Annotated in this window: 13 protein-coding genes and 1 pseudogene; 9 read left to right on the top strand and 5 right to left on the bottom strand. The window is 61.1% G+C overall.

Going from position 1 to position 13055, the window contains the following annotated elements; all coding sequences use genetic code 11:
* Nucleotides 1-76 precede the first annotated feature (76 nt).
* On the bottom strand, nt 77-718 hold the full coding sequence (locus TZ03_RS26945) for an HD domain-containing protein (RefSeq protein WP_051101362.1): 642 nt from the start codon (nt 716-718) through the stop codon (nt 77-79).
* 144 nt (nt 719-862) lie between these two features.
* Here TZ03_RS26945 and TZ03_RS26940 point away from each other — a divergent pair, with 144 nt between their 5' ends.
* Nucleotides 863-1825: a GlxA family transcriptional regulator gene (locus tag TZ03_RS26940; protein ID WP_236692904.1), complete on the top strand. Its 963-nt coding sequence runs from the start codon at nt 863-865 to the stop codon at nt 1823-1825.
* A gap of 344 nt (nt 1826-2169) precedes the next feature.
* Nucleotides 2170-2505 (top strand): ComEA family DNA-binding protein, encoded by a 336-nt coding sequence (locus TZ03_RS26935; RefSeq protein WP_051101360.1) that lies wholly within the window; start codon nt 2170-2172, stop codon nt 2503-2505.
* A gap of 319 nt (nt 2506-2824) precedes the next feature.
* Here the strand turns inward: TZ03_RS26935 and TZ03_RS29430 are convergent, their stop codons facing one another.
* Complete coding sequence (locus TZ03_RS29430; RefSeq protein ID WP_023661887.1) at nt 2825-2992, bottom strand: DUF2897 family protein; 168 nt, start codon at nt 2990-2992, stop codon at nt 2825-2827.
* A gap of 182 nt (nt 2993-3174) precedes the next feature.
* Here TZ03_RS29430 and pyrF point away from each other — a divergent pair, with 182 nt between their 5' ends.
* Entirely contained in the window at nt 3175-3876 is a 702-nt protein-coding gene (gene pyrF, locus TZ03_RS26930) for an orotidine-5'-phosphate decarboxylase (RefSeq protein ID WP_051101359.1), read from the top strand.
* Between the two features lie 104 nt (nt 3877-3980).
* Nucleotides 3981-5177 carry an O-antigen ligase family protein gene (locus TZ03_RS26925; protein ID WP_051101358.1) on the top strand — a complete coding sequence of 399 codons (1197 nt, stop codon included), beginning with the start codon at nt 3981-3983 and terminating at the stop codon, nt 5175-5177.
* On the opposite strand, the gene TZ03_RS26920 is transcribed toward TZ03_RS26925, so the two are convergent.
* Nucleotides 5174-6064, bottom strand: a complete 891-nt coding sequence (locus TZ03_RS26920; protein WP_051101357.1) for a glycosyltransferase — start codon at nt 6062-6064, stop codon at nt 5174-5176. The genes TZ03_RS26925 and TZ03_RS26920 overlap by 4 nt on opposite strands.
* Before the next feature lie 382 nt (nt 6065-6446).
* Between TZ03_RS26920 and TZ03_RS26915 the strand changes: the two genes are divergently transcribed.
* Complete coding sequence (locus tag TZ03_RS26915) at nt 6447-6848, top strand: antitoxin Xre-like helix-turn-helix domain-containing protein (RefSeq protein WP_051101356.1); 402 nt, start codon at nt 6447-6449, stop codon at nt 6846-6848.
* Entirely contained in the window at nt 6842-7540 is a 699-nt protein-coding gene (locus TZ03_RS26910) for an RES family NAD+ phosphorylase (protein ID WP_051101355.1), read from the top strand. The genes TZ03_RS26915 and TZ03_RS26910 overlap by 7 nt, the downstream gene beginning before the upstream one ends.
* A 178-nt stretch (nt 7541-7718) precedes the next feature.
* On the opposite strand, the gene TZ03_RS26905 is transcribed toward TZ03_RS26910, so the two are convergent.
* Nucleotides 7719-8720 carry an NADP-dependent oxidoreductase gene (locus TZ03_RS26905; protein ID WP_051101354.1) on the bottom strand — a complete coding sequence of 334 codons (1002 nt, stop codon included), beginning with the start codon at nt 8718-8720 and terminating at the stop codon, nt 7719-7721.
* Between the two features lie 176 nt (nt 8721-8896).
* Here TZ03_RS26905 and TZ03_RS26900 point away from each other — a divergent pair, with 176 nt between their 5' ends.
* A complete protein-coding gene (locus tag TZ03_RS26900) occupies nt 8897-9658 on the top strand; it encodes an SDR family oxidoreductase (RefSeq protein ID WP_051101353.1) in 762 nt (253 codons plus the stop codon).
* A 263-nt stretch (nt 9659-9921) separates the two neighbouring features.
* Here TZ03_RS26900 and TZ03_RS26895 read toward each other — a convergent pair whose 3' ends face one another.
* Nucleotides 9922-10665 (bottom strand): outer membrane beta-barrel protein, encoded by a 744-nt coding sequence (locus tag TZ03_RS26895; protein ID WP_051101352.1) that lies wholly within the window; start codon nt 10663-10665, stop codon nt 9922-9924.
* Between the two features lie 406 nt (nt 10666-11071).
* Between TZ03_RS26895 and TZ03_RS32110 the strand changes: the two are divergent.
* Nucleotides 11072-12103, top strand: a pseudogene (locus tag TZ03_RS32110) (methyl-accepting chemotaxis protein); the annotation flags it as partial.
* A 27-nt stretch (nt 12104-12130) separates the two neighbouring features.
* The gene (locus TZ03_RS32105) at nt 12131-13012 is read left to right on the top strand and encodes a methyl-accepting chemotaxis protein (protein WP_414860327.1); all 882 of its coding nucleotides are present in this window, start codon (nt 12131-12133) and stop codon (nt 13010-13012) included.
* Nucleotides 13013-13055: the final 43 nt, after the last annotated feature.

Here is a 13055-nt window from a genome sequence, read left to right as displayed (position 1 = left end):
TCGAACACGGGCGCTGCCACATAAAATCGCGCATCACACGCGTAGGCGCTTTACTGCGCGAAAATGCAAACCGCGCTCAGCCTGTCCAGCGCGAGTTGCGGATCACGCTGCAGAAGTTGCCGGGCTTGAACGACGCTTCCTTGTCGGCGATAACGTCGGCCTTCACATTGCCGAAGGTGGTTTGCGGCTTGTGCCGGATGCCATCGTAGAAGGCCTGGATGATCTCTTCCTTGAAATGCGGCCCGCGCGGATAGGCTGCGACCACAGCCTCTCGTTCACTGTCGCTGTACTCGGGGTAGGTCAGCCCTAGCACGTCCATTTCCACGCCCGCGGTCACCAGGGCGATGACCGGGTGCATGAACTCGGGGATGCCCGGGGTCGTATGCAGTGCGATGGAGGTCCACACCAGGTCAATGTCTTGCTGGCTGATGCCACGGCTGTCGAGGAAATCGCGCGCCGCATTGGCTCCGTCCACCTCGAAACGGCAGCAGTCGCTGCTGTGCTGATGGGTCAGCCCCATGTCATGAAACATGCAACCGCAGTACAGCAGTTCCGGGTCGAACTTCAGCCCGCGCTTCTTGCCCGCAAGGGCGCCAAAGTAGTACACGCGGCTGGAATGGTTGAACAGCAGCGGCGATGCCGTATCGCGCACCACCTCCGTGATCTCCCGGGCCAATTGGCTATCGGGAATGGCGATGCCACCAAGGTCGAGACTCATATCGGGCTCCTTTCAAAGTGCTCGATATCGATTCTGCGGATACACTGGCATGGCCTCAATCGATGTATTACGTCAATTTCTGCCATTTCACCTGAAATGGCGACACCCGCCAATGGAGGCTTCCAGATGGGCAGTAGCAAGAAGATGGCCATCTTCGCCTTGCCCGGCGTACAGCTGCTCGATGTCGCCGGCCCCCTCGACGTTTTCGCACAAGCCAACCTTGAACTGGGTTACGAATGCTATGCCCCCTGCGTGGTGGGCAGGGATTTGGCCCCCATTCGCAGTTCTTCGGGTGTGCGGCTGATTCCCGACTGTGCGGCGGATGCATCGCTGACCCACCTCGACACTTTGTTGGTCGCCGGAGCTCCGAACGCAGCGAACATCCTGCTGGGCGAGCCCATGCGTCAGTGGCTGCGTGGCGCGTCCAAGCGGGCTCGGCGCTTCGGTTCGGTATGTTCGGGTGCGCTGATCTTGGCGGATGCAGGCTTGCTGGAAGGGAGACGAGTTGCCACCCATTGGGCGGTGGCCGATAGCCTGCGGCAAGGCCACCCAGGGATCACGGTCGAAGAGGATGCGTTGCATGTGCGCGATGGCAAGCTGCGCACTTCGGCAGGGGTCACGGCCGGGCTGGACCTGGCCTTGTCGCTGGTCGAAGAGGATTGCGGACGTGAGCTGGCCATGCGTGTCGCCTCGCAACTGGTCATGTTCTTCAAGCGCCCCGGAGGGCAGTTACAGTTCAGCCGCAAGGGGCAGACCGGTGTCGCCGGCCGGGCCGTGCTGCAGGAAGTGCAGCGCTGGGCGGCGGCCCATCCCGCGCTAGACCTGTCGGTCGATGCCTTGGCTGGGCGCGCAGGCCTCAGCCCCAGGCACTTTGCGCGCCTGTTCCATGCAGAGGTCGGCTGTACGCCCGCCGCCTGGGTGGAGGGGATGCGCGTATCGGCCGCTCGTGACCTGCTCGATCAAGGAGTGCACGCGCCCAAGCGTGTTGCAGCCGAATGCGGCTTTGCCAACCCAGATACGCTGCGCCGCAGCTTCGTCAAGTACATGGGCGTCTCGCCCGCGACGTATAGAAAAAGCCAAGGAGCCTTTGTTAAAGAGAGTGTCTAGATCCTTGGGGGGGCGGAAGCTGTTGGGCAAGGGGTGAGATTCTCAGATGGGCCTTACTCGAAGGCGTTTGTGAGAAACCAGGCTTTGCTGTGTGCGAATGAAGGACGGGGGAAATAGGGATATGTCTCAAGGCATTTGGCAATCTGTCGTAATGCATGAGCTTTGCGTGGCGGTAGTGCGAAATGTACTGGCGATGGGTGGGTTAGGTTCGTTCTGAGCTTGTTCTATTCGGTAACGATTCTGGGCGCAGATCTCTTTTTCCTGGCCGGGAGAGCCGCTAGGGTTGATTGCGCAGCCGAAGGAAAACGGTTGCTGGAAAATGACCAACCCAAGGAGTGTTCACCATGCGTAATAACGTTCTGTCGTATCTGCTGTTGCCGCTGTTCGCCAGCCTGTCCTTCTCCCTTAGCGCCGCGCCGGCCAGCACCACCACGGTGCAACTAGACCCGGCGCCGGTGGTGGTCCAGGCGCAAACCCAGCCGCTGCGGTTGGACCTGAACAAGGCAGATGCGTTGACCTTGCAGAAGGAGCTGAACGGCATAGGGAAGGCCAAGGCCGAAGCCATCGTGGCTTACCGGGAGGCCAATGGGCCGTTTGCTTCGGTGGATGAGCTGCTGGAGATCAAGGGGATTGGTAATGCGTTGCTGGAGCGTAACCGGGACAAGGTAATGGTGGAGTAAGCGGGGAAGGGCTGGGGTTTATTCCCTGGCCCTGACTTTCATCAAGTAGACGATTTAATTGGTTGGTTGAGGCGAGCCATGTGGGAGGTCACCCAGTCCTGTGGGCTGCGCTTTCGCGCAGAGAACTCAATTCGTAAGCGCGACGCGGCCTGTGTGGGAGCGGGCGTGCCCGCGAAGAATCCAACGCGGTGGCTGGCACCGGCTACGCCGGTGTTCGCGGGCACGCCCGCTCCCACAAGGACCCTGCTAAATCAATAAGTTATGTGTTGTTCTATGGGAGCGTCAGTTGGTTAGATAGTGCCAGTGACCGTTGGGCGTTCTAGCGGTCCTGCTCATCCTTGGCATCCGCTTCGGCATTACGCTCATGCACCTTGCGCAGTTGCTCTTCGGTCAGCGGCAGTTTTTTAGCCGTGTCGCGCAGCAGCATCAACCCGCCGACGATGGAGCCAAGGGCTATGATGAGTATCAGCCAGGCATACCAGGGCATTGTCATTCTCCTTTAACTGGTGATGGGCAGCGCTTGTACGAATTTTGAGCAATGGCCCGTTTCGTTGGTTCAATTATAGGAGCCAGGCCGTGCCGGGCCAATTCCGTGACCCGCGGGCCCCAAAGCCTGCGCCACTTCGTTTACAATGCGCGCCGTTTTCGACTTGCCAAGAGACCCTGCCCATGTCCGCCTGCCAGACGCCCCTGATCGTCGCCCTGGATTTTCCTACCCGTGAGGCCGCCCTGAAGCTGGCTGACCAGCTTGACCCTGCGCTGTGCCGGGTAAAGGTTGGCAAAGAGCTGTTCACCAGCAGCGCTTCGGGCATTGTCGAAACCCTGTGCGACAAGGGCTTCGAAGTGTTCCTGGACCTCAAGTTCCACGACATCCCCAACACCACGGCCATGGCGGTGAAGGCCGCCGCCGAGATGGGCGTGTGGATGGTCAACGTGCATTGCTCCGGTGGCCTGCGCATGATGGCGGCCTGCCGTGAAGAGCTGGCCAAGCGCAGCGGCCCGCAGCCATTGCTGATTGGCGTGACCGTGCTGACCAGCATGGAGCGTGAAGACCTGGCGGGTATCGGCCTGGATGTCGACCCGCAAGAGCAGGTGCTGCGCCTGGCGGCGCTGGCCGAGAGGGCGGGCATGGACGGTTTGGTGTGCTCGGCGCTGGAAGCGCCGGCGCTGAAGGCGGCGCACCCGTCGCTGCAACTGGTGACCCCGGGCATCCGCCCGGCGGGCAGTGCGCAGGACGATCAACGCCGTATCCTTACCCCGCGCCAGGCACTGGATGCGGGTTCGGATTACCTGGTGATCGGCCGTCCGATCAGCCAGGCGGCTGACCCGGCCCAGGCATTGGCTGCGGTCGTGGCTGAAATTCGTAACTGAGTTACAAGCAACCACTTTACAAAAAGCATTTTTGCGAAATGGGGGACGTTTACGGTATCACCGCGTAAGCAGGTACTGTCCCTCATTTTGCTTGAGGACGTTAGATGTCAGTCGATGTATTGGTCGAGTCTCCGGCACAGCGCTGGGGGAGGAAGATCAACAGTTACGTTTTGCCCCTGGGTTGGCTGGTGATGCTCACGGGGATGTTCTGGGCAGGGGATCGCTCCCTGTACCACAAGCTGTACTATATTTTGCTGGCTTTTCCGACGCTTGTGGCTTTGTCGCTGCAGCCCAGAATGCTCAGGGGGCTGGTGAATAATCCACTGTTCATCGCATTCGCAGTGTTTTGTGCCTACACCATGCTGAGCATTGCCTGGTCCGACACCGAAAACGCTACCGGAAGTTTGCTCAAGCGGCCGCTGTACATCGGCATGATGCTCTTGTCTGCGGGTATCATCAGCCTACACGCACCGGCTCATCTCCAGCAGTGCGTGCGTATTGCGGCGACGCTGGTGGCGTTGGCCGCGGCCATTTCCCTGGGCTACTTCATGATGAACCAGTTCCCCGCTGGTGTTGCGCGCCTGAACGGTTATGGGGCGCTGTACAATCCGCTGCTGACCGCTCATGTGCTCGGTGCCTTCGCCGCCGTCTGGCTGGTGTACTGGTTCCAGGCGCAGCGCATACTGGACCCGATGTCGCTGCTCTGCCTGGCGGTATTGGGCTTGGCAGTTCTTGCCACGGGTTCGCGAACCCCGCTGGTAGGCCTGACCGCGGCGTTGGGTTGGCTGGTGATCGTGGGGGATCGCAAACGCGGCATGCTGGCCTTGGTTGCTGTGGTCATCGCTGTGCTTGGCGTTGTACTGGTTTACCCGGAGGCCATTACTCAACGTGGTGTTTCATATCGCCCGGCCATTTGGTTGGATGCGCTGCGCCAGATCGGCGAACATCCATGGTTGGGTCATGGCTACGATTCGCCCATGACTGTGATTCTTCCGGGGCTCGCGAAAACACTTGCCGACCCACATAACATCGAGCTAGGAGTGCTGTACGCCGGCGGTGTCGTAGGCCTGGCCCTGTGGATGACGATTTACGGCCTGGCCATGTACTTCTGCTGGACTTACCGCAAGCACCCCGGCGTTACCCTTGCGGCAACCTGGCTGATCTTCGGCTTCGCCTCAGGCCTGACAGAAGGCAGTGCCTTCATGTCACGCCCGAAGGAGCATTGGTTCCTGATCTGGATCCCGATGGCCCTGGTCTATGGCCAATCACTGGTCCACTGGAAGCGTAGCCGCGCTGCTTAAGACCAGGCCATCCGCCACATACCGCGCAGGGTCTTCTTGTTCCAGTACCTGAGCGGGATTTCCGAAAGGATTTCCCGGCTCAGTGCCTTGTCGCGGTTGGCATACTTCAGCACCATGGAGTTACGGAACTTCATGCATACCTGCTCGTACTGCGGGTGGTCGCGGAACACCGCAAAGGTGCGCAGCACATTGTCCACCATGAAGCGGCCATTCTTGAAGGTGTTGGTCGGGTGGTCACGGTACTGCGCCAGCACCTCGCCCAGCACGTCGATGAAGTAACCGGCACGTGCGATCGACAGTTCGATATACACGTCTTCCAGGCGGATATCGGCATTGAAGCCACCCACCTTTTCCAGGGCCTCACGGCGCAGCATCAATGTGGCAGCCATGGGGCCCGGCTTGCGGTCGAGGAACAGGTCGTCGAAGTCCAGGCGGCGGAAGGGCAGGTTGCGGTTGCGCTGCTCGCGGGCACCCATCACGTTGCCATCCTGGTCGATGGTTTCGATGTTGGCCGAGCAGATGCCCACTTCGGGCTTGCCGTTCATGTATTCCACTTGGGTGGCGATACGGTGCGGCAGCATGATGTCGTCGGAGCCGAAAGGCACGATCAGGTCGCCCTTGGCGCGTGCGATCGCATCGTTGAGGGTGCGTGCCAGGCCTTGGTTGGCTTGGAAGCGCAGGTCGAAGCCGTGCTGTTCCTGAAGGCGTTTGAGCACTGCAGGGCTGTCGTCCCTGGAACCGTCGTCGACCACCAGAAGCTCGATGTTCTTGTAGGTCTGGTTGATGACGCTGTCAATGCTTGCTTCGATGTAGCGTGCGTGGTTATAGGACGCGATGATCACTGTCACCAACGGAGTGTCAGTAACGGCGTGACTCTCAGAACACATGTGTAACCCCTAGCTTTGATCCGTTTTGTTGAAGCTTCATGCAGGCTGCCTGCTTGCTCTTGTCTAAAATGATGGCAATTCAATATCTTGCGCAGGCATTTCCCATTTTAAAGGAAGGGGCACCTTAGGGACACCTTCTGCATCAGGTAAAACCGACCCAGGGGGCTGTTACAGCCGCGCGGGCGGCGCTCGATTTCCCAGGCACCACACAACCAACGCCATTTGAGCTCACTGCATGGCACCGCCTTCGGCGGTGATCGCCGGCAAGCCGGCTCCCACAGGCGAGCTCGATGTCGCATGGTCCAGAGGGGAAAGGTATTTGCTCTAGGGATCATAATTGGCTAACTTTGTGTCTATAGATCATAGATGCGGAGTTACGGTCATGAGCCAGGCGGTCAGCAAGCAATCTTCTTCGACCAAGGATGTGGGGGCTGTGGCACTGCGCACTGCGGTCAACATCATGGAGAAGTGGAACGCCACGTCCAGGCAGATTGAAAGCGTCTTGCGCATTTCGCGCAGTACCTATGCGCGGGTGAAGCACCCCGAACGGGCGGTAAGCCTCGACAGCGACCAACTGGCCCGTATCAGCCTGGTGCTGAACATCCATGCAAGCCTGCGCACCATTTTCGACAACCCCGAGAATGTCTACGGCTTTCCCTCCATGAATAATGACAACCCGTTCTTCGACGGGCGTTCGCCGTTGGAAATCATCAGTGAAGGCTCGTTCATTCAGCTGTACGAGACGTTTCGGCGCATCGATGTGTTGCGGGGTGCGCAATGGTAAATGCCGCCAGCCTGCAGCCGATAACGGGTGGCGAGGCCATCAGGTCGTACCGCCTGGTGAACTCCAAGTTCCCCCCCATCGCACTGTTCGACGACGTCGCCAGCGCTGACGAATTCGACATCCTTTACGCCATTCAGGCCCTCACCAACCCTCGCCTGCAAAATGAGGTTGGCAGCCTCAACCTGATACCCCGCGTCGAAATCCCGTTTGGCATCAGTGGTTGCTCGTATGCAACGGCGCCGTTCACCCATGTGAACCCGGATGGCTCGCGTTTCGGCGACGGCACCTTTGGCGTGCTTTACCTGGCCGATACCATGGAAACCGCGCTTGCAGAGGTGCAGCATCATCAGGCGGCGTATTGGGGCAACGTGCGTGGGTTGAACTATGAGCGCTTTGTGTTTCGCGGGCTGGTTTGCCAGTTCGACGAAGCGGGGGTGCTGGATGCCACCGTGTTGCCACGGTCGCATGCCATTTACGCCCCTGACGACTACACAGCCTCCCGCGTTCTCGGGGCGGACGTGAAAAAGGCCGGTGCGGCGGGGCTTCGTTATCATTCCGTTCGTTCGCAGGGCAACACCTGTTGGGCGTTGATGACGCCACGCCCGGTAGCCTCGATCGTGCAGTCATGCCATTACGAAATGGTCTGGAACAAGCAGATCACCAGCGTCAACAAGCTGGTGGCGGGGGTGTGAGGGGCTCGGCCTCGTCGCTGGCAAGCCAGCCACAGGGCCTGCGCTCGCTTGTAGGAGCGGCTTTAGCCGCGAACACCGGCAAAGCCGGTGCCATGCACTGCGTTGGATTCTTCGCGGGCAAGCCCGCTCCTACAGGGGGGCGGCATCAGGCTCAAGCCCTCTGCAGTAGCTGTGGGCTCTAGACCTTGAGCACCAACTTGCCAAAATTCTCCCCGCTGAACAGCTTGAGCAAGGTCTCGGGGAAGGTCTCCAGGCCTTCCACTACATCCTCCTTGCTCTTCACCTGGCCGCTGGCCAGCCACCCGGCAATCTCCTGCGCGGCCTTGCCATAGTCCTTGGCATGGTCCATCACCACAAAGCCTTCCATACGCGCGCGGTTCACCAGCAGCGACAGGTAATTGGCCGGGCCTTTCACCGCTTCCTTGTTGTTGTACTGGCTGATCGCGCCGCAAATCACGATGCGGGCCTTGAAGTTGATGCGCGTCAGCACGGCGTCGAGGATGTCACCGCCAACGTTGTCGAAGTACACGTCCACGCCTTTGGGGCATTCGCGTTTCAGCCCGGCCAGCACGTCTTCGGCCTTGTAGTCGATCACCCCGTCGAAGCCCAGTTCGTCCTTGAGGTACTGGCACTTTTCGGCGCCGCCGGCAATGCCGACCACGCGGCAGCCTTTGAGCTTGGCAATCTGCCCGACGATGCTGCCCACCGCACCGGCCGCGCCGGAGATGACCACGGTGTCGCCGGCCTTGGGCTGGCCGACGTCCAGCAGGGCGAAGTAGGCGGTCATGCCGGTCATGCCCAGCGCCGACAGGTAGCGGGGCAGGGGCGCCAGGCTGGGGTCGATCTTGTGCAGGCCCTGGGGCTCGCCGGTGAAGTAGTCCTGCACGCCAAGGGCGCCGCTTACATGGTCGCCCGGTTTGAAACCGGGGTGGTTGGAGGCAACCACTTCACCAACGCCCAGCGCGCGCATGACCTGGCCCAGGGCCACAGGCGGGATGTAGGACTTGCCTTCGTTCATCCAGCCGCGCATGGCCGGGTCCAGCGACAGGTACAGGTTGCGCACCAGCACCTGGCCTTCGCCGGGTTGTTCGGCGGGGGTTGTTTCGAAGCTGAAGTCGTCACGGCGCACGGCGCCGACCGGGCGTTTGGCTAGCAGGAAGCGGCGGTTGGTCTGGGTCATGGCGGGTCCTTGTGGGCGGTGGAAGATGACAGGCGTTCAATCTACCTTGTTGATGTAGCCAGGTCGTTAACATCACTGATAAGCATGGTAGCCCAACCGTTGGTGTGATGATGCTGCCCGGCCGGGCGGTGCCTGACTATGCTCTGAAGCCCACCAAGCCCTCACAGGAGCACGCGATGAGCATGACCTTTTCTGGCCAGGTAGCCCTGGTTACCGGCGCTGCCGCCGGCATCGGCCGGGCAACCGCCCTGGCCTTCGCCCGCGAGGGCCTGAAAGTGGTGGTGGCCGACCGCGACCCGGTCGGCGGCGAGGCCACCGTGGCGCTGATTGAGGCCGCGGGTGGCGAAGCGCTGTTCATTGCCTGCGACGTTACCCGCGACGCCGAGGTGCGCCAGCTGCACGAGCGCCTGATCGGCGCCTATGGCCGACTGGACTATGCCTACAACAACGCCGGGATCGAGATAGAGCAAAGCCGCCTGGCCGAGGGCAGCGAGGCTGAGTTCGATGCCATCATGGGTGTGAACGTGAAGGGTGTGTGGTTGTGCATGAAGTACCAGCTGCCCTTGCTGATGGCCCAGGGCGGTGGGGTGATCGTCAATACCGCGTCGGTGGCTGGGCTGGGGGCTGCGCCGAAAATGAGCATCTATAGCGCCAGCAAGCATGCGGTGATTGGCCTGACCAAGTCTGCGGCCATCGAGTATGCCAAGAAGGGCATCCGCGTGAATGCCGTGTGCCCGGCGGTGATCGACACCGACATGTTCCGCCGTGCGTATGAAGCCGACCCGCGCAAGGCCGAGTTCGCCGCCGCCATGCACCCGGTGGGGCGCATTGGCAAGGTCGAGGAAATTGCCAGCGCGGTGCTGTACCTGTGCAGCGATGGCGCGGCGTTTACTACCGGACATTGCCTGACTGTCGATGGTGGGGCGACGGCGATTTGAGCTGATATTGGTGTGGGCTTCTTCGCGGGTGAACTCGCTCCCACAGGTACCTCGCTGCCCTCAGGTTCTGTGATGTCCCTGTGGGAGATCACTCAGCCCTGTGGGCTGCGCAGTCGCGCAGAGAACAGGGGGCATTGTGGGAGCGGGCTTGTCCCGCGAAGCAGGCGACGCGGTTTATGGCACCGGCTTTGCCGGTGTTCGCGGGTGCAAGCCCGCTCCCACACCTGTACTCTGCGCTACAGCGCCTATACAAGCCCACCTGGTTAAAAGCTGATACCCACTTTAACGCCGTACTCATCGCGGGTTTGTTTGTCGGAATCGGTCATCACGAACTGCCCGTCCAGTTCATAGTCGTAGCGGCTGTAATAAAGCGAAGCAAGTATCGACACGCTGCCTCGGGTGTTGAATAGCACACTAAGTTCTGCAAAAGGATTGCTGGTGTCTTTCAGGTCCACCTCTTCGTGGCTGAGGCCATGAATTTTCAGTTGCGCATCACCATCGACAACTTGGCGGATACCGGCTTCGAAACGCAGGGTGGCGTTATTGAAGCGGTAGTTGTAACCGGCGGCGACCTTGGCGAACGGGGTACGGTTGGTCAAATCGACGTCATATCGGCTGGTGTTGGGTTCCAGCCGGTTCCATTTGTAACCGGCCCCCAGCAGCACATCCAGCGAGTGGCGCTCGCCCAATCCAGTGCGCCAGCCCAGGTCCAGGTCGACCTGGCCGTCCTTGAGCTTTTGGTTCTGCTTCTTGGAGTACATGGCGCTGGCTTCGGCCTGGTAAACCAAACCTGCCTTGGCCGTCATCTTGTTGCCGTAATTGATGAATACGCCGCCTTCGGGCATGTGCTCGGTGTCATTGCCACGACCATTCAATTCTAGCTGGGTATAACTGCCTTGTGCGCCAATAGTTAGCCGCGCGGCAGTGGAGGTATTGGCTTGGCTAGAAGTTGTAACGGTACCGAGCAGAAAGGGGGTGACCACAGCAGTAAAAATGGCTCTTTTCATAAAGAACTCCATCGGTGCACTACGGGTCCAGCGGGCGGGCCAGTTACGCATCACGATAGCGTTGTTTTTAATGAGTGGTGGTGCTGTTTAATAAATTTTTATTTGCCCGTTCGGGGTGCGAATTAAATGGCGTCAATAGAACTTTATAAAGAGAGGAAGGGAATAAATCCGGAATTTGCTTGCTTCCATTTAATATGATTTCAAGCGTTGCACGACGCCAGGATCGGCTAACATTGATGGCCCTTTGATGGCGCCTGTCAACGCTACTGAAAACGACATCCGTACAGCTGAATGCGACAGTTCATAGCTATTTGACACCATTGTGCGGCTAGCCCCTTGTGAGTGGGTGGTGAAGGTTGCCACCCTTGGCCCTCGGCATAACCGGACAAGGTCAAGGGGGATCGGCATGGGCGCGAGCAAGTATGGTGTGCTAGCCAACCTGGGCATGGCCCGCAAACTAGGCCTGGGCTTTGCCCTGGTGCTGGTGCTGACCCTGGCGGTGGCGGCCATCGGTATCGCCGCGCTGCACAGCGTTGGCCAGCGCTTCGACAGCTTGCGCCAGCTGGCCCAGTTCAACACCGACCTGCTGCGCTTGCGTCAGCACGAGCAGGCCTTTGCCCTGCGCTCTGACATCCAGCAGGCCGAGGCTTTGCGCAGCGGCCTGCAGGGCCTGGCCGAACGCGCCCGCGGCCTGCCGGCGCTGGCGGCGGCCGAAACCGACCTGGCGGCCTATGGCCAGGCCTTCGAGGCCTTCGTCGAGGCGGTGCAGGCCAAGGAGCTGGCGCTGGATATGGCCAGTTGGTCGGTGTCCAGCGTGGCCAACAACCTCGATGTGTTGCAGGCCGGCCTGGCCGATGACGGCGTGTACACCCTCAAGCAGTCCCAGGGCCAGCAGGGCAGCGAGTTCCTCGAGCAGGCCACGCAGGTGGCGCAGGTGTCGCGGCTGATGCTGCAGGCCATGGACGAAGCGCGGGTACGCCTGGAAAAAAGCCGCAAGGGCGAAGAGGGCGTCAGCCAGGAGCGCATCGCCCAGACGGTTGAGGCCGCCAGCCTGGTCGGCCAGCTGCAGGGGGCGGTCAGTGATGCCGGCTACCAGAGCGTGCTGGGCGAGGTAGCGGGGCATATTGGCAGTTTCTCCGACAAGCTCAACGAATACACCGACCAGCTGGCCCGCGAGCAGGGGCTGAAGGCGCAATTGCAGGCCAGCGCCGAGCAGGTGACTGGTCGGGTCGACCAGGCCTACCTGGGGCAGGAGCAGGCCCTGCAGGGCGAGCTGCAACGCAATGCTCTGGCTATCGCCCTGGCCACCGGCCTGGCGCTGCTGGTGGGTGTGCTGGCCGCCTGGCTGATCACCCGGGCTGTGGTCGGCCCGCTCAAGCATGTGATTGCCCGTGCCCAACGTATCGCTGCCGGCGAACTGGGCTTCGATGCCCAGGCGCCACGCCGCGACGAAGTGGGGCAGTTGATGCAGGCCATGCAGCAGATGGCGGCGGGCCTGTCGGGCATCGTCAGCGGCTTGCAGCAGGGTATCGAGCAACTGGCGGGCAATGCGCAGGCGTTGTCGGCGGTGACCGAGCAGACCAACCGCGAGGTGGGCAGCCAGAAGGAAGAGACCGAACAGGTGGCCACCGCCATGCAGCAGATGACCGCCACCGTGCACGATGTGGCGCGCAATGCCGAAGAGGCGGCGCAGGCGGCCCAGGCTGCGGACGAGAAGGTCGATTCCGGGCAGCAGGTGGTACGCCAGAGTATGCAGCGCATCGAGCAGTTGGCGGCGGCAGCGGAAACCGCCAGCGCCGGCATCGACAGCCTGAGTGCCGAAATCCACACCATCGGCGACGTGCTGGAAGTGATCAAGAGTGTGGCCGAGCAAACCAACCTGCTGGCGCTGAACGCTGCCATCGAAGCCGCCCGCGCCGGTGAGCAGGGGCGTGGTTTTGCCGTGGTGGCCGATGAGGTGCGTGCGTTGGCGCGGCGTACCCGGCAGTCCACCGAGCAGATCGAGACCCTGGTGGCCAGCCTGCGCGGCAATGCCCAGCAGTCGGTGGCGCAGATCCGCGGCAGTACCGAGTTGGTGCGCCTGGCGGTGGCCGATGCGTTGCAGACCGAAAGCGCGCTGGGCAGCATTGCTGCAGCGGTGTCATTGATTCAGCAGATGAACCAGCAGATTGCCGCGGCGGCCGAGCAGCAGAGTTCGGTGGCGGAGGAGATCAGCCGCAGTGTCACGCAGATCCGCGGCAGTGCCGACCAGGCGGCGTTGGCGATGCAGGACAATGCCCGGTCGAGTGTGGAGCTGGCGCAGTTGGGTACTGACTTGAAGGGGATGGTGGGGCATTTCAGGCTTTAGGGCCTGGCGGGGGATTTTTGTTGGTTTTGAGATCGAGCGCCGC

It is taken from the genome of Pseudomonas sp. 10-1B (assembly GCF_000935045.1).
GTDB lineage: Bacteria > Pseudomonadota > Gammaproteobacteria > Pseudomonadales > Pseudomonadaceae > Aquipseudomonas.
This window is presented reverse-complemented; position numbering and strand designations above follow the sequence as displayed.

Coding starts and splice junctions, on each gene's coding strand:
- TZ03_RS26945 (WP_051101362.1), bottom strand. CDS start 718: ATGAGTCTCGACCTTGGTGGCATCGCCATTCCCGATAGCCAATTGGCC.
- TZ03_RS26940 (WP_236692904.1), top strand. CDS start 863: ATGGCCATCTTCGCCTTGCCCGGCGTACAGCTGCTCGATGTCGCCGGC.
- TZ03_RS26935 (WP_051101360.1), top strand. CDS start 2,170: ATGCGTAATAACGTTCTGTCGTATCTGCTGTTGCCGCTGTTCGCCAGC.
- TZ03_RS29430 (WP_023661887.1), bottom strand. CDS start 2,992: ATGCCCTGGTATGCCTGGCTGATACTCATCATAGCCCTTGGCTCCATC.
- pyrF (WP_051101359.1), top strand. CDS start 3,175: ATGTCCGCCTGCCAGACGCCCCTGATCGTCGCCCTGGATTTTCCTACC.
- TZ03_RS26925 (WP_051101358.1), top strand. CDS start 3,981: ATGTCAGTCGATGTATTGGTCGAGTCTCCGGCACAGCGCTGGGGGAGG.
- TZ03_RS26920 (WP_051101357.1), bottom strand. CDS start 6,064: ATGTGTTCTGAGAGTCACGCCGTTACTGACACTCCGTTGGTGACAGTG.
- TZ03_RS26915 (WP_051101356.1), top strand. CDS start 6,447: ATGAGCCAGGCGGTCAGCAAGCAATCTTCTTCGACCAAGGATGTGGGG.
- TZ03_RS26910 (WP_051101355.1), top strand. CDS start 6,842: ATGGTAAATGCCGCCAGCCTGCAGCCGATAACGGGTGGCGAGGCCATC.
- TZ03_RS26905 (WP_051101354.1), bottom strand. CDS start 8,720: ATGACCCAGACCAACCGCCGCTTCCTGCTAGCCAAACGCCCGGTCGGC.
- TZ03_RS26900 (WP_051101353.1), top strand. CDS start 8,897: ATGAGCATGACCTTTTCTGGCCAGGTAGCCCTGGTTACCGGCGCTGCC.
- TZ03_RS26895 (WP_051101352.1), bottom strand. CDS start 10,665: ATGAAAAGAGCCATTTTTACTGCTGTGGTCACCCCCTTTCTGCTCGGT.
- TZ03_RS32105 (WP_414860327.1), top strand. CDS start 12,131: ATGCAGGCCATGCAGCAGATGGCGGCGGGCCTGTCGGGCATCGTCAGC.